We start from the raw sequence: 15,146 nt of genomic DNA, 5'->3' as shown, positions 1-15,146 counted from the left end.
GCTCACTCCTTCTCGGCGGTGTTCGGGTCGGCGGCGTTCGGGTCGGCGGCGAGGGCCTCGACCTTGGCCTTGATGACCTCCAGCTGGACGGGCGAGTTGGTGTTCAGCCGGTCGGTCATGCCCTGGTCGTCGACCGGGGCGGTGGGCTTCATCGCGAAGTCCTGGATCCAGGTCATCCGGGTGCCGCCGCCGGGCAGTTCCTCGTAGCGCCAGTGGATCTGCATGTAGGCGAACGGGCCGGTCTCCACCCGGTGGGCGTGGACGGTGCGGTCGGCGACGTTGACGGTGCGGTCGCTGACCCAGCTCCAGATCCGGCCCTCCTCGTCCGGGTGCATGGTGAGCCGGAAGCGGACGGTCTCGCCGCGCCGCTCGACGATCTCGGCGGACGCGTACTCGGTGAACAGCTCCGGCCAGCCGGCGACGTCGTTGGTGACGTCCCAGACGAGCTTGAGCGGGGCCTGGATGACGATGCTGTTCTCGGTGTGCCCGGCCATCCTCAGCCCACCGCCCCGGCGGTCTGAAGCTCGGCGACGATCTGGTCGACACTGAGGGCGACGGCGCCGTCCGGGACCTTCAGGCCGTAGCGGTCGGCGATCACCGCCTCCAGCTCGAGAACGGCGAGCGAGTCGAGGCCGAGCTCCTCCAGGGGGACGTGCCGGGAACCCTCGAAGACGTCCGGCGCCGCGCCGGCGCTGGTGATGAGGACGTTCTCGATCTCCGCCGCGGTGACGACGACGGTCGTCCCGCCGGCCTGGTGGTCGGTCATGGTGCTGCCTCTTTTCTCCGGTGTAGGGACTGCTCCTGGGCCGCACGGCCGGCCGGGGTGAACGGGCCCCGGGTCGGCCGGCGCCGCCGACGGAGGGCGGGCTCAGCGACCGCCGTTGCCGGGCTCCCAGGTGTAGAAGCACCGGGCGACCGCGTCCTGCGGCGAACGCCAGGTGGGCAGGTAGGGGGAGATGAACGGGGTGAGCCGTTCGCTGACCCGGCCGAACTCCGGGTGCCGGCGGGCGGCCTCGACCGCCTCCGGTCCGGGGTCGTCGGTCTCCAGCAGGTGGACGTAGGCGTCGCCGAGCAGGTACAGCGAGCGGTGGGTGACGCCGGCGAGCCGGGGCAGTTCGGTCTCGTCCGACTCGCCGAAGACGCGGGCGACGTCGCCCTCCGCTCCGGGCACCATCCGGGCGATGATCAGGGTGCGGTGCATGCGGACTCCCCTCGGGCTGGTTCGGGTGGTTGGGGCTGCTGGGCCGTGAGGCCGCGGGCCGCTCAGTGCTGCGGGCGGCCGACCGGCTGGATGGCGCCGATGTCGAGCAGGATCCGGGGCACGTTGTCGCCGATCCAGGACTCGACGACCCGGCCGTCGACGACCCGGTGGCACGACATCTCGTGCACGGTGACCGGCTTGCCGGTGGGCGGGATGTCGAACAGCTGCCCCTGGTGGGTGCCGCGGGTGGTGAACCGGGCGTAGACGCGGTCACCGTCGCCGGCCACGTCCTCGACGGTCACATGGACGTCCGGAAAGGCGTTGCGCCAGAGCAGCACGGCCTGGCGGAAGGAGTCCGGGCCGGGCGGCATCGGGGGCAGGCCGGGGGCGTGCACCACGTAGTCCTCGGCGAAGCGGTCGCCGATGGCGGCGAGGTCGCCGTCGTTGAACGCCCGCTCGGTCAGGTCGCGGATGAGGGCCTTGTTGGCCTCCACCGCACTCTCGGTGGACGAGGTCATGACAGTCCTTTTCTCGGCGGACGGCCCGGCCGGCACACGGCCGGGGGCGGGGGCGGGTCCGGGGACGGAGGGAGCGGCTGGAGGATCGGGTCAGAGCAGCGAGGCGAGCACGAAGCAGGCCGCGGCGCCGATCGCGCCCATGGTCCGGGTCTCGTGCGCCAGGTGCCAGCGGCGGCGCTTGCCGCGCCACGCGGCGTCGCTGTCGCGGTACGGGCTCCAGCGCTCGATCTGGCGCCAGATCGGGCGGTTGACGCCCTCGGAGGCGACCGCGACGGTCGCCATGCCGACGGTGCCGGCCGCGTACAGCACCTTGGCCACCTTGTTCTCCGAACGGACCGCCTTGGTCGCGCCGACGGCGGCGGTGGCGAGGCCGTTCCAGAAGGCGATCGGGTGGAACACGTGCATGTCGATGAGCTGGCAGGTGTTCACGTACCGGTCGTAGGGCAGCGAGTTCAGCATCGGCAGGATCGAGGTCTTCATGATCCACAAGGTGCCGAGCTGGACGCTGGACGACGTCACCAGCCAGGTGTCCGTGTTGTCCTTCATGTCCTTCATATCGATTCCTCGAATCGATCGGGGATCGCGGGACGTCCACCGCGACGGTGCGGCGGACCGGGGCGGGGTCGCCCACTTCGAGAGAGCGGGACCCCGGGGACCGGGGCATCTCGGCCCCCGGGGCGCCCCGCCGCCTCATCCTTGCCGCCGGGCGGTCCCAGTGTCAGGAGGCATCCGTCTCCACCGGGCTGGGACGTCGCCCGGCCGCCCACGGACCGAATCCCGGCCGTCCCGGGCGGTTCGCCCAGTCCGTTCGTTGCACCAACCAGCCGACCGCCGGGCCGTGTTGACGCGCCCACCGACCGCACCCTACGGTGCGAGCGGGCACTCACTCACCGAGTGCCCGGGGCCCGTGACCACCCCCGCCGCGCCGACCGGCCGGCGGCCGTCCCAGGAGGTGCCGAGCCGATGACGATCGATGTGCACGGCCACATCACGTCGCCCGAACTCTTCCGCCGCTTCCCCATGCCGCCGAGCCTCGCCGACGTCGACGGCATGGTGGAGCTCAAGGCGGCGGCCGGGATCACCACGTCCCTGGTCGGCAGTCCCGTCGGCGCGGGCACCATGGTGCGCACGCCCGGCCTAGACAACTACCGCCAGCCGCTGGACACCCTCGAACGCTTCCACGACTGGCTCGGCGAGCAGGTCCGCGCCCGGCCCACCGCGCTGCGCGGCTACGTCTACACCAACCCGCTCGGATCCGACGCCGAACTCGCCGCCGCCGCCAAGCGGTTGGAGCAGGACGAATTCGTCGGTCTGATGGTCAACTCCTCCGTCGCCGGACGGTTCCTGGACACCCCGCAGGCCGACGCCTTCTTCGCGATGGCCGCCCAGTACCGCACCCCGGTGATGCTGCACCCGCCGGCCGAACCGGCCGGGGCCGGGGAACTGGACGACCTGCGGCTGGTCGAGCAGATCGCCCGGCCGTGCGACGTCACGCTCGGGACGGCGGCGGTGCTGTTCGCCGGCTGGCTGGAGAAGTACCCGGAGCTGCGGATCGTCGCCCCGGTCTGCGGCGGCGGGCTGCCGCTGCTGCTGGAGCGGCTGGAGCTGGCCCGGCGGATGCCGGTCACCTTCGGGCGGCCGGGCGGCGCTCCCGGGGGCGGCCCCGGCGGGCCGCCCCCGGGGGTCGGCGGGCCCGGAGCGGGCGGCCCCGGCGGTCCCGGCGGACCTGGGACGGCCGGGCCGGGCGGGCCGGGCGGGCCCGCCGTACCGCCGCTCGCCGAGGCGCTGCGCCGGGTGTACGTCGACACCGCGACCCCGAGCCTGCGGGCCGTGGCCGCCGCCGTCGACGCCTTCGGGGCCGGCAACGTCATGTTCGGCACCGACTCCCCGCCGATGAGCGCGCCACTGGACGCGTCGCTGGCCCGGCTGGACGGCCTCGGCCTGGACGCCGCCACCGTCGCGCGGATCCGGCACGACAACGCCGCCGAGCTGTTCGGCCTGCCGGGCTCGTCCGCCGCAGCCTGAGCACTTCTGACGTTCCGTCAGAACATCCGCACACACCGACACGCGACAGGGAGGTGCTGCCATGACGGCAGCCGCACCGACCCAACCGCCCGGCCCGCCCCAGGGCTTCGGCGGACCACCCCCGGGCGTCGGCGGCCCACCCCCGGGGATCGGCGGCCCGCCCGGGGCCGCGGCACCGCCCCGGCCCGCGCCCGAACGCGTCCCGGCCGAACGGGAGTTCCTCGGCTGCCGGGTCCTGCTGGTCGGCGGCTACGGCAGCATCGGCGCGGCCGTGGCGGCGGACCTCGCCGCCCAGGGCGCCAAGGTCGCCGTCGCCGGCCGCTCGCTGAAGAAGGCCGAGGAGGCCGCCGAACGGCTGAACCCGCTGGCCGCCCGCGGCGGCACGGTCGCCCCGCACGCCGTGGACGTCGCCGACCGCGCCGACGTCGACCGGCTGGTGGACGCGGTGGCGGCCGACTGGGGCGGCATCGACGTCCTGGTGAACTGCGCCAGCGCGCTGGTCACCGTCGGCGCCGAGACCATCTCCGAGGAGGACTGGCGCACCATCGTCGACACCAACCTGCTGGGCGCCTTCTGGCTCTCCCAGTCGGTCGGCCGGGCGATGATCGCGGCCGGCGGCGGCCGGATCGTCCACCTCTCCTCGGTGCGCGGCAAGTTCGGCGCCCGGCGCGGCTTCAGCGCCTACGGCGCCAGCAAGGCCGGCCTGGACCTGCTGGTCAAGCAGCTGGCCGCCGAATGGGGCCGGCACGGGATCGCGGTGAACGCCGTCGCCCCCGGCTTCGTGCGCACCGACTTCGTCCAGGAGAACGCCGGCAACCCGGAGTTCATGCGGATGGTGCTCGGCCGGATCCCGCTCGGCCGCACCGCCGAACTGCACGAGGTGGCGGACGCCGTCACCTTCCTCGCCTCGCCGCGGGCCGGCTTCGTCACCGGCCAGGTGCTGTACGTGGACGGCGGCGTCACCGCCAGCCAGTGACCCCCGCGCCTTCCCACCCACCGACGGGCCGAGCCCGGCCCCGAACCGTCAGGAGACGATCCATGAGCACGTGGCACGCGCTGTACTACCCGCTGCTGCCGGGCAGCGAGGACATCGTCAAGGACCTCTTCCGCAAGAGCGGCCGCCCGGACTTCGACGTCAAGGCGCCCGACGGCACCGTGGTCGGCAAGCTCCTCGGCACCCAGGCCTTCGTGGGCCGGGAACTGGCCGTCCGGGTGATCGAGATCGAGGGCCCGCTGCCGCTGGTGGCCGCGCACATGAGCCAGCAGCCCGCCGTCCGCGAGTTCGAGCGGGAGCTGGAGAAGCACCTCGCCGTTCCCCGCGACATGACCAGCCGGGAGGGCGCACAGGCCTTCTTCCGGCTGGCCTCGATGGAGAACGTGCTCTCCCGCCGCCACGACCAGCCGATCGAGGGTGAGTGAGATGAAGGTCGGAATCGGACTGCCGACCTCGCTGGCCGGCGCGGCCGGCGCCGACGTGGTCGCCTGGGCCCGGCTCGCCGAGGAGGCCGGGTTCTCCACCCTCGGCACCATCGACCGCCTGGTGCACACCAGTTGGGAGCCGCTCACCACGCTGGCCGCCGCCGCCGCGGTGACCGGGCGGATCGGTCTGGCGACCAGCATCCTCATCTCGCCGCTGCGCGCCAACACCGCGCTGCTGGCCAAGCAGGCGGCCACCGTGGACCGGCTCTCCGGCGGGCGGCTGACCCTCGGCCTGGCGGTCGGCTCGCGCCAGGACGACTTCGAGGTCGGGCAGGTCGAGAAGACCGGCCGCGGCGCCCGGACCGGCACCCAGGTGGCCGAGCTGCGCCGGCACTGGGCCGACGCGCAGTCCGGCCGGGAGCCGGCGGTCGGCCCGGCCCCGGTCCGGCCGGACGGGCCCGAGCTGATCCTGGGCGGGCACTCGCCGGCCGCGCTGCGGCGGGCGGCCCGGCTGGCCGACGGCTGGATCGGCGGCGGCACCGGACCGGTGATGTTCGCCCAGGGCGCCCAGGCACTGCGCGAGCAGTGGGCCGCCGAGGGGCGGACCGGGGCGCCGCGGCTGGTGGCGCTGGCGTACTTCGCGCTCGGCGAGGACGCCGGCAAGCACACCGAGGGCTATCTGCGGTCCTACTACCGGGACGCCGGGCCGTTCGTCGACCACATCCTGCGCGGTGCGGCCGACAACCCCGGCAAGCTGCGCGGGATCGTCGGCAAGTACGCCGAGTCGGGCTGCGACGAGCTGCTGCTGATGCCGTGCGCCGGGGACCTCGGCCAGGTCACGGCGGCGGCCCAGGTCCTGGGGCTCCAGGGCTGAACCGAGGTACGACGGGCAGGGGCGGACGGCATCCAGCCGTCCGCCCCTCCGCCGTTGCGCCGCCGGCCCCTCCCGAGGCGAAGGCCCGCCGCCCGGTACTGCTCACCGGGCGGCGGGCCGCTCTTCGCCCTCCCGCCGCCGGGGCGGGGAGGGTCACCCGCCTCAGCGGGACTTGCCGCGGCCCTTCGCGGGCGCCGCGGGGCGGTCGACCGGGGCGAGCGTACGCCAGAGCTGGCGGACGAAGGCCTCGGCCTCGCGCAGCGCCTCCGAACCGCCGGCCGGGCTGGCGAACACGCCCCCGTAGGCGGCCAGGTAGCAGGCGCCGAGCAGGAGCTGGGCCGCCGCCACCGGGTCGGCGTCCCGGCTGACCAGATCGGCCCGCTGTGCCCGCCGCAGGTAGTCGGCCAGCAGCTCGGCGGCCCGGTGCGGCCCCGCGTTGTTGGCCTGCATCCACTCCCGGTGGCGGTCGAGCAGCTTGGGTTCGGCGAAGACCGACAGCAGCATCGGCATCGACTCCCGGTAGAAGGCGAGCGCCTCCTCGGCCACCTGCTGCAGGGCCGCCCGGACCTCGCCCTCGCTGGTGACCTCCTCCGGCAGCGCCCGCAGCACCGGCAGCAGGCCGGGCAGCCGCTCGGCGAGGACGGCCAGGAAGACGTCCTCCTTGCTGCGGAAGTGCCGGTAGATGGTGCCCTCGGAGCAGCCCGCCACCTCGGCGATCTCCTTGGTGGTGCAGCGGGCCAGGCCGAGGTCCCGGATCACCCGCTCGGCGGCGTCGACGATCTGCTCGCGCATACTCATGAAGGCTCCGAGGGAACGGGGCGGCCGGTTGCGAACCGGTCCGCGGCTGCGGAGGGGTACCCGAAGGATAGCGTGCAGGTGAGTGCCCGCTCACAGGTTTCGACCAGCACGCCGGCCCCACCGCCCGCGAAGGGCGACGGGGCCGGCGAAGGAAGCGGCGGCACCGGTCAGCGCGGCGGCCCGGCGGGCCCGCCCGGCCCGGGCGGCGGCCCGATCAGCTGCACGCCGAGCGGCTCCAGCGCGCCGAGCAGCCGGGCGAAGTCCGGCGGACCCTGCAGCGGCGGCGGGAGCTCCAGGCTGGTGGCCGGCTCGCCGGTCCGGAAGAACCACTCCTCGAACCCGGCCGGGGTGCCCAGCACCAGGAACCTGGTCCCCTCGGTCTCCACCCGGTACTGGTGGGCGATGCCGCGCGGCGCGAAGACCGTCGCGCCCGGGCTGACCTTGTGCTCGTCGTCGCCGATCCGCAGCACCATCTCACCCTCCTGGACGATGAAGAACTCGTCCTCGCGGGTGTGCAGGTGGACCGGCGAGGCGTAGCCCGCCGGGGACAGCTGCTCGGCGAGCCAGAACTGCCCGTTGGTCTCGGCGCCGGTCGCCTTGAACTTGAGCAGCGCGCCCACGTGCCAGATGGCGCGGCCCTCGTCGGGCTGCTTCACGAACGGTTGGGACGTCACTCGGTTCCTCCTCGGTCGGCGGGCCCGGACCCGGGCCCGGCAGCACAGCGGTACGGAAGCTGATGGATCGTCGGTGCGACGGTGCGGCGGTGCGGCGCTCAGGCCGCGCTCCGCACCAGCCCGGTGGCCCGCACGGCGGCCGCCACCTGGTCCGGCCCCGGGGCGAAGGCGTCCTCCAGCTCGGGGCTGAACGGCACCGGCGCGTGCGGCCCGGTGACCATCCTGACCGGCCCGCGCAGCGCCGAGAAGCGGTCCTGCGCGACCTGCGCGGCGATGTCGGTGGCCAGGCTGCACCGGGGGTGGGCCTCGTCGACCACCACCAGCCGCCCGGTGCGCTCCACGCTGCCGTAGATGGTCGAGGTGTCCAGCGGGGACAGCGTCCGCGGGTCGATCACCTCGATCTGCACGCCCTCGGCGGCGAGCTGCTCGGCGGCGGCGAGCGCGACCGAGACCATCCGGCCGATCGCGACCACCGTGCAGTCCGTCCCGGGCCGGACCACCTTGGCCGAGCCGAACGGGATCGCGTACGGCTCCTCGGGGACCCCGCCGGGCACGAAGTAGAGCATCTTGTGCTCCAGGAACAGCACCGGGTCGTCGTCCACCAGTGCCTGCGCCATCAGCCCCTTGGCGTCGTACGGGCTGGACGGCGCGACCACCTTGAGGCCGGGCAGGTGCACGAAGAGCGGGTGCAGCGCCTGCGAGTGCTGGGCGCCGCGGCGCAGGCCGGTGCCCCACATCGCGCGCAGCACCAGCGGGACCGAGATCCGCCCGCCGGCCATGTAGCGCAACTTGGCCGCCTGGTTGGCGATCTGGTCGAAGCAGACGGTGGCGAAGTCGACGAAGAGCAGGTCGACCACCGGGCGCAGGCCGGTCGCGGCGGCACCGACCGCGGCGCCGACGAAGGCGGCCTCGGTGATCGGCATGTCGAGCACGCGGTCCGGGAATTCGAGGTGCAGGCCCTTGGTCGGGCCCCAGGCGTTGGTGCTGTCCTCGCCCATGAGGACCACCGAGCGGTCGAAGCGCATCTGCTGGGTCAGCGCCTCGCCGATCGCCTGCTGGTACGTGATGGTGCGCACGTGGATCCCTCCTCCGGGGCGGTCAGCGGGTGTAGACGTGGTCGAGCAGGCTGCGCGGGTCGGCCGTGAAGGGCTCGGCGGCGGCCACGACCGCGGCCTCGACGAGCGCGGTGGCGTCCCGGTCGATCCGGTCGAGCTCGAAGGCGGCGGGTCCGGCCACGGTGCCGTCGGCGATCCGGGAGCGGAGCAGCAGCAGCGGGTCGGACTCGGTGCGCAGCCGCTCCGGGTCGGCGCCCGGGCGGTAGGACTGGTCGTCCCACAGCTCCATGTGGCCGTGGAAGCGCTCGGCCCGGAACTCCAGCACGGTCGGGCCCTCGCCGGCCCGGGCGCGGCGCACGGCCTCGGTGGTGGCGGTGTGCACGGCGAGCACGTCGTAGCCGTCGACCACCTCGCCGGGGATGCCGAAGCCGGCCGCGCGCTGGGCCATGTCGGTACCGGAGAAGTGCCGGTCGGCGGGGGTGGCCTGGGCGTAGCCGTTGTTCTCGACGGCGAAGATCACCGGCAGGTCGAGCATCCGGGCGAGCACCAGGCTCTCCAGCACGGCCCCCTGGTTGGCGCCGCCGTCGCCGGTGAAGGCCACCGCGACCTGCCCGGTGCCCTGCTGGCGTGCCGTCAGCGCCGCGCCGCAGGCGAGCGGGACGCCGCCGCCGGCCAGGCCGTTGGCGCCGAGCATGCCGCGGTCGAAGTCCGCGATGTGCATCGAGCCGCCCTTGCCGCCGCAGATCCCGTCCGGCCGGCCGTGCAGCTCCTTCATCATCGCCTCGACGTCGCAGCCCTTGGCGATGGCGTGGCCGTGGCCGCGGTGGGTGCTCGCGAGGTAGTCGTCGGGGGCGAGGGCCGCGCACACGCCGGCGGCGACGGCCTCCTGCCCGCTGTAGAGGTGGACCGCGCCCGGGAGGCTCTTCGCCAGGCCGTGCAGGCGGTCCTCGAAGGCCCGGATCACGCTCATCGTCCGGTAGATCTCGGCGATCTGATTGAGCGTCAGATCGGTGGTGCGGGATGTGCCCATGGGGTCGCCTCCTCGGCTCTCCGGGGGACGCCGGCGGGGCGCCGCGCGCCTCGTTCGCCGGTCGTGCTGTGGCCCGACTCCATGAGGGTAAGTGCTCACTCACATGGGTGCAACCAAGTGTCCGAATCCGTCACCGCCCCCTCCCCCGCCCGACTCGCCCACCCTTGCGCCCCGTGCAACGGCGCGCCTAAGGTCTTGTCTCGGGTGGATTGGGATCACGGCATTGAAACGTGCGACGGACCGATAGCGAGGGGTCCGCCGTGCCGATTTTCGGACATGCCCGAGGAATTCCATTTCCCCGCGCCAGGAAACGCCCGTGCACAGTGGGTCAGACGCGAGCGACGGGGGGATCTCAGGAACCATGCTGGACCAGATACTCAAACCCTCCGGCAGGGACGACCGAAGACCGACCAACCTGGCCATGGGTGGCGCGGCAGCGCTCACCACACGCGGCGAACGGAACACCTCCGACCGGATCGGCCGGCTGGTGAGCACCCTGCTCGGACTGGTCACCGGCCTCGGCGCGGCCGGTCTGCCGCCTTCCCAGCCACGCCGCCCGGCTGCCGCCACGGCCGCGCCCGCGGCCGCCGATGCGGAGTCCGGCTGTCCGGACGCCGCCGCCCGACTCGACGAACGACGCCGCCTCCGGCGGGAGTTGCACGACTCACTGGCTCCCCGGCTGGCCGCGCTGCACATGCGGATGGAACTGGCCGGCCTCAACCTGAACGGCGACGCCGAGCTGGCACCGGCCCTGCTGGCCCAGGCCCGGGAGGACGTCAGCACCGCCATCGCCGACGTCCGCCAGGTGATCCGGGACCTCGACCGCTCCGAGCCCCGGACCCTCGAGTCCGCCGGAACGCTGCGCCAGTTCCTGGACCGGCAGGTCCACGCCTTCGAGGAGGCCGGGGCCGGCCGGCTGCGGTTCGTCACGGAGCTGCCGACCGTCCTGGACGATTTCCCGGCCGACGTCCAGACCGAATTGAAGAAAATCTCCGGCGAGGCCGTCGCCAATGTCGCCCGGCACGCGCGGGCGTCGGTCTGCCGGATCTCCGCATCGGTCGGCAGAAGCGGCCTCGACCTGTCGATCGAGGACGACGGGATCGGCATTTCCGCGGACGCCGACCGCGGAATCGGTCTTCCGTCGATGTGCGTCCGCACCAAAGAACTCGGCGGTGTTTTCTCGGTGTCGGCCCGGACCCCGCACGGCACCGCGGTCCGGATCCGGCTGCCGCACTCGGCACTGGTCGACGGCGCCACCCTGCTCGACTGACCCGCTCCAGGCCCTCCCTCCCCGTCCCGGGGCCGTCGCGGAGTCCGTGCCCGACCGACCCGCGCCCGCCCCCGGTCTCCCGCGTGTTCCACGCGTTCCCTCATCCTCCCCTAGGAGCCCCCATGGACCCGGTCGCGCCCCGAAACCTCCGCATCCTGGTCGTCGACGATCACGAGCTGTTTCGGGCGGGTTTACGCCAACTCCTGGACCGGATCGACTCCCTGACGGTGGTCGGCGAAGCGTCCAGCGGGGCGGACGTGCTCTCCGCCGTCGAGCGGCTCGCGCCCGACGTCGTACTGATGGACATCGGCATGCCCGGCACCGACGGCATCGAGGCGACCCGGACCCTGCTCGCCCGCCACCCTCGGGTCGCGGTGGTGATGCTGACCGCCGACGACAACGACGACTCCATCGTCGCGGCCGTCCGGGCCGGCGCCCGCGGCTACCTGGTCAAGGGCGCCGGACTGGACGACGTCCGCCGGGCGATCACCGCGGTCAGCCAGGGCGGGGCGCTGTTCGGCCCGGAGGCCGCCGCCCACCTGCTGGCGCAGGTCCGCCGGCCGGCCCCCGAGCGCGAGCCGTTCCCCGACCTCACCCCCCGGGAGATGGCGGTGCTCACCATGCTCGCGGACGGCCGCAACAACGCCTACATCGCCAATGAGTTCGGCCTCTCGATGAAGACGGTGCGCAACTACCTCTCCCGGATCTTCAGCAAGCTCCAGGTCGCGGACCGCGCCGAGGCGGCCGTCCGGGCCCGGCGCGCCGGCCTCGGCAACTGAGCCGGCGGGCCCGCGGCGCCGGTCAGCGCTCCAGCAGGAGTGCCCACAGCTCCTCCTCGCGCCTGGTCAGCGGCGCGGGAGACGGCCCGGTCCGTTCCGGATGCCACTCGGGCACCCCCGGCGGCGGCAGCACGTCCTCCGGCTTCCGCGCCCCCGGCAGGGCGGAGGGCGAGGTGAGCGCCCCCATCGCCAGTCCGAGCCAGATCAGCCCGTCCGCCAGGTAGCGGCCGGTCCGCCGCGCCCACCGGCGCAGCAGGAGACGGCGGTGGGCGCGGTGCAGGGCGGTTCGCATCGAAGGGCCTCCGGCGGGACGGCAGCGGGGGGAAGCGGTGCTACGGCCATCCTGCGGACCGGCCGTCCCACCGTCATGGGTCGGGAATCCCCAACACGCTGGGAACCTTTCCTGCCCCGTCCCCGGTCACGGGGCCCTGCCCCGGGGACGGAAGCCCGGCGGCCGGCGCGCGCCCCCTGGCCGGTGGCGCGCGCCGGGTCGCGACCGGCTAGGCGGTGGCCGGGACCAGCACGATCTTCCCGGTGACGGCCGCGCTCTCCATCGCGCGGTGCGCGTCCGCCGCCTCGTCCAGCGGCATGGTGCGGCCCACCCGCGGGCTGACCAGCCCCTTCTGCAGCAGCTCCAGCACGGTCGCGAGGTCCTGCTGGTACGCGGCCGGGTGGGACTTCTCCAGGCTCCAGGCGTTGTAGAACAGGGTCCGCTTCCCGTCCGGGATCAGCTTCGGCAGCACGATGCCGCCCAGGAACCCCTGGGCGCCGGTCAGCAGGTCCCGCCGGTCGGTCCCGCGCAGCGCGGCGTTCTGGCCGAAGCCGACCATCACGCCGCCGCGCCGCACCGCCTGGTACGAGCGCATGAAGTGCCGGCCGCCGATCGGGTCGAAGACCGCGTCCACCGCGCCGCCCGGCAGTCCGCGCACCACCCGCAGGAAGTCCTCGGCACGGTCGATCGGACGCCCGCCGAGCGCGCGCACCTGCTCGGCCCGGGCGGCGGAGCAGGTGCCGTACACGGTGACCCCGGCGAGCCCGGCCAGTTCCAGGAAGGCGGTGCCGACGCCGCCGGACGCGCTGTGCACCAGCACCGTCCCGCCGGGCCGGACCTCGGCCACCCGGTGCAGCATCTGCTGGGCGATGAAGTAGTTGAGGGCGAGCGCCGAGGCCTCGACCGGGTCGACCCCGTCGGGCAGCGGGACCAGGCGGTTGGCGGCGACGAGCGCGTACTCCGCGTAGCCACCGCTGCGCACCAGCGCGACCACCCGCTGTCCCGGTTCGGGGGCCCGGGTGCCCGGTCCGACCTGGTCCACCACCCCCACCAGGTCGTATCCGGGAGTGAAGGGGCGCTTGGGCCCGCCGGGGATGACACCGGCACGGAGCAGAATGTCACCGTAGGAGACGCCGGCGGCGAGCACCCGGACCCTGACCTGACCGACGGTCGGGGCCGGGAGCTCGTCACTGGACAGCCTCAGGACCTCGGCTCCGCCGATCCTCGGCACACTCACATGGCGATACCTCATCGTGGCCTCCGCGTGGAGAGATGTCGTTGGTGGGAGTGGCGCCGGTCCTCCGCGGGGGCGGGTCCGGGAGACGGTCCGTGCCGGACCGTTCCCTGCCCCCGCATTTTTATATAGACTGAGTGTACAATGAATGTCATAGCACCCGCCTCAGGAGACGTCAACAGCCCATGAGCCCACGCCAGTACCGAGCCGGCCAACGCCAGGTAGCCGCCGAACAGACCCGCACCCGCATTCTGGAGGCGGCCTGCGAGCTGCTCACCGGGGAGAAGGGCCCGGCCTCGTTCAGCATGGACGCCGTCGCCAAGACCGCCGGAGTGGCGCGGATGACCGTCTATTACCAGTTCGACTCGAAGACCGGCCTCCTGGAGGCGCTCTTCGACGACCTGGCCCAGCGCGGCGGAATGGCCAGGATGCCCGCGGCGTTCATGGCGCCCAGCGGCCGGGAGGCGCTCACCGCCATCCTCGACGTGCTCACCGGCTTCTACGCCTCCGGCCGGGTCGCGCTGCGGCGACTGCGCGGCCTGGGCATCCTCGACCCGGAGCTCGACACCGCGCTGCAGAGCCGCGGCGAGCGGCGGCGCGGCGGCCTCCAGGTGGTGCTCGGCCGGCTGCTCGCCGACCGCGACGCCGAGGTCGGCGAGGCGGAGCTGGACGAGCTGGTGGAACTGCTCTTCATGCTGACCAGCTTCGAGAGCTTCGATCTGCTGGCCGGCCCGGAGGGCGACAGCGCCGCGGTGGCCCGCCGGATCGAGGAGCTGATTCTCGCCGTTCTCGACCGCCGCCTCGCGGCGGCCTGACGGCAGGGCGCCTCCCCACGCGCACCGGGGGCCCCTCGCCCCTCCCGCGTGCCCGCGCCCGCACTCACACCCGCACCCGGACGCACCACCCGCCGTACGACGGCCGGCGGCGCGGCGGCCTTCCTCCCCAGGACACCGCCGCGCCGCCTTCCCTTTTCCTCACGAGCCCAGCGGCCCGCTCGGTCGCGACCGGTCCGCCGCGCCTCCCGGCGCCGCGACCCGTCGCCCTCCCCCGGCCCGGGCGGCCCCACCCCCGGAGCACCACCAACGGGGGGTCCGGGCCGTCACCGCACCGGAGCAGTCATCCCGGCCGACCCGGACCGGTTCGCACCGGTCCGGGCCGGCCCGGACCGTCTCAGACCGTCTCCGCCTCCGCCTCGTAGGCGGCGGTGCGGCGCGGCAGGCGCTGCTTCGGCAGGATCACGCTGGCCGCGATCAGCCAGATCAGACCGCCGAAGCGGGCGATCGGCAGGAAGAAGCCCAGGCTGGTCGAGAGCAGCGCCAGGGTGCCGAGCACGCCGATCCCGGCGAGCACCAGACCGGCCCAGGCGAAGCCCTTCGGCCCGAAGCCGAGCAGCAGCATCGGCACCGCCACACCGGCCAGCATCACGGCGAACGGGACGACGTGCCCGGGGCCGCCGGAGGCGAAGGTCAGGTCCGCCAGCGAACGGGCCAGCGGCGCGTCGCCGAGGTCACCGGCCCGGGAGGCGGCCCAGACGGTGAGCCCGCACAGCGCCATCGACGCTGCGGCGAGCACCCCGGAGACCAGCGCGATGCCGGGGCCGGGCGCGACCACGCCGAGCCGGCGCAGCCGCTGGTAGACGATGGCGGCCCAGACCGCCAGCGGGAGCGAGGCGCCGAACTGCAGCGTCCCGGAGACCTTCGCGGCGGTCGCGTGGTCCTTGTAGTAGGCGAGCGTGTCGGCTGCCGAATCGGTGGGCAGCGGGGTCTGCCGGGCCAGCACGATGGACACCACCATCAATGCCGCGAACGCCACGGCGGGCAGCAGCAAGGGCGGTCCTGACTGCGAACGCCGGGCGGAGGCGGCCGGCACCGCTGATGTCGTGGTCATGGGGGCGCTCCAGTCGAGAACGGGTCGTTGGGGCCCGGCGCGGCGCCGAACGGATCGGCACCGGCGCCGGTAGTTCCAAAACCAGAATAGTTCACCCCGGGACATCATTGT

At 73.9% G+C, this 15,146-nt stretch carries 19 protein-coding genes; 7 read left to right on the top strand and 12 right to left on the bottom strand.

Annotation, left to right across the window (positions count from 1 at the left end; translation table 11 throughout):
- Nucleotides 1-2: 2 nt before the first annotated feature.
- The 5 genes from ACFVUH_RS26385 to ACFVUH_RS26365 form a co-directional block, all read right to left on the bottom strand.
- Entirely contained in the window at nt 3-494 is a 492-nt protein-coding gene (locus ACFVUH_RS26385; protein WP_387915676.1) for an SRPBCC family protein, read from the bottom strand.
- A 2-nt stretch (nt 495-496) separates the two neighbouring features.
- Nucleotides 497-766, bottom strand: a complete 270-nt coding sequence (locus ACFVUH_RS26380) for an acyl carrier protein (RefSeq protein ID WP_355364973.1) — start codon at nt 764-766, stop codon at nt 497-499.
- 102 nt (nt 767-868) lie between these two features.
- Entirely contained in the window at nt 869-1,201 is a 333-nt protein-coding gene (locus ACFVUH_RS26375) for a TcmI family type II polyketide cyclase (protein ID WP_355364976.1), read from the bottom strand.
- A gap of 62 nt (nt 1,202-1,263) precedes the next feature.
- Complete coding sequence (locus ACFVUH_RS26370; protein ID WP_355364979.1) at nt 1,264-1,719, bottom strand: ester cyclase; 456 nt, start codon at nt 1,717-1,719, stop codon at nt 1,264-1,266.
- Between the two features lie 90 nt (nt 1,720-1,809).
- The gene (locus ACFVUH_RS26365; protein ID WP_355364982.1) at nt 1,810-2,274 is read right to left on the bottom strand and encodes a hypothetical protein; all 465 of its coding nucleotides are present in this window, start codon (nt 2,272-2,274) and stop codon (nt 1,810-1,812) included.
- A 408-nt stretch (nt 2,275-2,682) separates the two neighbouring features.
- On the opposite strand from ACFVUH_RS26365, the gene ACFVUH_RS26360 reads away from it, so the two are divergent.
- The 4 genes from ACFVUH_RS26360 to ACFVUH_RS26345 all read left to right on the top strand — a co-directional run bounded on the left by ACFVUH_RS26360 (nt 2,683) and on the right by ACFVUH_RS26345 (nt 6,037).
- On the top strand, nt 2,683-3,744 hold the full coding sequence (locus tag ACFVUH_RS26360) for an amidohydrolase family protein (protein ID WP_387915673.1): 1,062 nt from the start codon (nt 2,683-2,685) through the stop codon (nt 3,742-3,744).
- Between the two features lie 61 nt (nt 3,745-3,805).
- On the top strand, nt 3,806-4,720 hold the full coding sequence (locus ACFVUH_RS26355; protein ID WP_387915671.1) for an SDR family NAD(P)-dependent oxidoreductase: 915 nt from the start codon (nt 3,806-3,808) through the stop codon (nt 4,718-4,720).
- A gap of 62 nt (nt 4,721-4,782) precedes the next feature.
- On the top strand, nt 4,783-5,163 hold the full coding sequence (locus ACFVUH_RS26350) for a SchA/CurD-like domain-containing protein (protein WP_355364991.1): 381 nt from the start codon (nt 4,783-4,785) through the stop codon (nt 5,161-5,163).
- 1 nt (nt 5,164) lies between these two features.
- Nucleotides 5,165-6,037 carry an LLM class flavin-dependent oxidoreductase gene (locus ACFVUH_RS26345; protein WP_355364994.1) on the top strand — a complete coding sequence of 291 codons (873 nt, stop codon included), beginning with the start codon at nt 5,165-5,167 and terminating at the stop codon, nt 6,035-6,037.
- Between the two features lie 162 nt (nt 6,038-6,199).
- Here the strand turns inward: ACFVUH_RS26345 and ACFVUH_RS26340 are convergent, their stop codons facing one another.
- The 4 genes from ACFVUH_RS26340 to ACFVUH_RS26325 form a co-directional block, all read right to left on the bottom strand.
- On the bottom strand, nt 6,200-6,835 hold the full coding sequence (locus tag ACFVUH_RS26340; RefSeq protein ID WP_355364997.1) for a TetR/AcrR family transcriptional regulator: 636 nt from the start codon (nt 6,833-6,835) through the stop codon (nt 6,200-6,202).
- Between the two features lie 167 nt (nt 6,836-7,002).
- Nucleotides 7,003-7,509 carry a quercetin 2,3-dioxygenase gene (locus ACFVUH_RS26335; RefSeq protein ID WP_387915668.1) on the bottom strand — a complete coding sequence of 169 codons (507 nt, stop codon included), beginning with the start codon at nt 7,507-7,509 and terminating at the stop codon, nt 7,003-7,005.
- Nucleotides 7,510-7,607: 98 nt separating this feature from the next.
- Nucleotides 7,608-8,585 carry a transketolase C-terminal domain-containing protein gene (locus ACFVUH_RS26330; protein WP_355365003.1) on the bottom strand — a complete coding sequence of 326 codons (978 nt, stop codon included), beginning with the start codon at nt 8,583-8,585 and terminating at the stop codon, nt 7,608-7,610.
- 22 nt (nt 8,586-8,607) lie between these two features.
- Nucleotides 8,608-9,594 (bottom strand): thiamine pyrophosphate-dependent dehydrogenase E1 component subunit alpha, encoded by a 987-nt coding sequence (locus tag ACFVUH_RS26325; RefSeq protein ID WP_387915667.1) that lies wholly within the window; start codon nt 9,592-9,594, stop codon nt 8,608-8,610.
- A 361-nt stretch (nt 9,595-9,955) separates the two neighbouring features.
- On the opposite strand from ACFVUH_RS26325, the gene ACFVUH_RS26320 reads away from it, so the two are divergent.
- A complete protein-coding gene (locus ACFVUH_RS26320) occupies nt 9,956-10,864 on the top strand; it encodes a histidine kinase (protein WP_355365009.1) in 909 nt (302 codons plus the stop codon).
- A gap of 122 nt (nt 10,865-10,986) precedes the next feature.
- Nucleotides 10,987-11,643, top strand: coding sequence for a response regulator transcription factor (locus tag ACFVUH_RS26315; RefSeq protein ID WP_355365012.1), 657 nt, complete (start codon nt 10,987-10,989; stop codon nt 11,641-11,643).
- Between the two features lie 22 nt (nt 11,644-11,665).
- Here ACFVUH_RS26315 and ACFVUH_RS26310 read toward each other — a convergent pair whose 3' ends face one another.
- Both ACFVUH_RS26310 and ACFVUH_RS26305 read right to left on the bottom strand, forming a co-directional pair.
- A complete protein-coding gene (locus ACFVUH_RS26310; RefSeq protein WP_355365015.1) occupies nt 11,666-11,935 on the bottom strand; it encodes a hypothetical protein in 270 nt (89 codons plus the stop codon).
- Nucleotides 11,936-12,143: 208 nt separating this feature from the next.
- Complete coding sequence (locus tag ACFVUH_RS26305) at nt 12,144-13,151, bottom strand: medium chain dehydrogenase/reductase family protein (RefSeq protein ID WP_387915665.1); 1,008 nt, start codon at nt 13,149-13,151, stop codon at nt 12,144-12,146.
- 182 nt (nt 13,152-13,333) lie between these two features.
- Between ACFVUH_RS26305 and ACFVUH_RS26300 the strand changes: the two genes are divergently transcribed.
- Nucleotides 13,334-13,963 (top strand): helix-turn-helix domain-containing protein, encoded by a 630-nt coding sequence (locus ACFVUH_RS26300; RefSeq protein ID WP_355365021.1) that lies wholly within the window; start codon nt 13,334-13,336, stop codon nt 13,961-13,963.
- A 355-nt stretch (nt 13,964-14,318) separates the two neighbouring features.
- Here ACFVUH_RS26300 and ACFVUH_RS26295 read toward each other — a convergent pair whose 3' ends face one another.
- On the bottom strand, nt 14,319-15,035 hold the full coding sequence (locus ACFVUH_RS26295) for a DUF4386 domain-containing protein (protein ID WP_355365024.1): 717 nt from the start codon (nt 15,033-15,035) through the stop codon (nt 14,319-14,321).
- Between the last annotated feature and the right edge of the window lie 111 nt (nt 15,036-15,146).

This window comes from Kitasatospora sp. NPDC058032 (genome assembly GCF_042885845.1).
Lineage (GTDB): Bacteria > Actinomycetota > Actinomycetes > Streptomycetales > Streptomycetaceae > Kitasatospora.
This window is presented reverse-complemented; position numbering and strand designations above follow the sequence as displayed.

Excerpts from the sequence above, each read along its gene's own strand:
- ACFVUH_RS26355 (WP_387915671.1), top strand. The coding sequence starts at position 3,806 with ATGACGGCAGCCGCACCGACCCAACCGCCCGGCCCGCCCCAGGGCTTC.
- ACFVUH_RS26320 (WP_355365009.1), top strand. The coding sequence starts at position 9,956 with ATGCTGGACCAGATACTCAAACCCTCCGGCAGGGACGACCGAAGACCG.
- ACFVUH_RS26365 (WP_355364982.1), bottom strand. The coding sequence starts at position 2,274 with ATGAAGGACATGAAGGACAACACGGACACCTGGCTGGTGACGTCGTCC.
- ACFVUH_RS26350 (WP_355364991.1), top strand. The coding sequence starts at position 4,783 with ATGAGCACGTGGCACGCGCTGTACTACCCGCTGCTGCCGGGCAGCGAG.
- ACFVUH_RS26375 (WP_355364976.1), bottom strand. The coding sequence starts at position 1,201 with ATGCACCGCACCCTGATCATCGCCCGGATGGTGCCCGGAGCGGAGGGC.
- ACFVUH_RS26360 (WP_387915673.1), top strand. The coding sequence starts at position 2,683 with ATGACGATCGATGTGCACGGCCACATCACGTCGCCCGAACTCTTCCGC.
- ACFVUH_RS26370 (WP_355364979.1), bottom strand. The coding sequence starts at position 1,719 with ATGACCTCGTCCACCGAGAGTGCGGTGGAGGCCAACAAGGCCCTCATC.
- ACFVUH_RS26325 (WP_387915667.1), bottom strand. The coding sequence starts at position 9,594 with ATGGGCACATCCCGCACCACCGATCTGACGCTCAATCAGATCGCCGAG.
- ACFVUH_RS26340 (WP_355364997.1), bottom strand. The coding sequence starts at position 6,835 with ATGAGTATGCGCGAGCAGATCGTCGACGCCGCCGAGCGGGTGATCCGG.
- ACFVUH_RS26385 (WP_387915676.1), bottom strand. The coding sequence starts at position 494 with ATGGCCGGGCACACCGAGAACAGCATCGTCATCCAGGCCCCGCTCAAG.
- ACFVUH_RS26310 (WP_355365015.1), bottom strand. The coding sequence starts at position 11,935 with ATGCGAACCGCCCTGCACCGCGCCCACCGCCGTCTCCTGCTGCGCCGG.
- ACFVUH_RS26315 (WP_355365012.1), top strand. The coding sequence starts at position 10,987 with ATGGACCCGGTCGCGCCCCGAAACCTCCGCATCCTGGTCGTCGACGAT.
- ACFVUH_RS26300 (WP_355365021.1), top strand. The coding sequence starts at position 13,334 with ATGAGCCCACGCCAGTACCGAGCCGGCCAACGCCAGGTAGCCGCCGAA.
- ACFVUH_RS26380 (WP_355364973.1), bottom strand. The coding sequence starts at position 766 with ATGACCGACCACCAGGCCGGCGGGACGACCGTCGTCGTCACCGCGGCG.
- ACFVUH_RS26345 (WP_355364994.1), top strand. The coding sequence starts at position 5,165 with ATGAAGGTCGGAATCGGACTGCCGACCTCGCTGGCCGGCGCGGCCGGC.
- ACFVUH_RS26295 (WP_355365024.1), bottom strand. The coding sequence starts at position 15,035 with ATGACCACGACATCAGCGGTGCCGGCCGCCTCCGCCCGGCGTTCGCAG.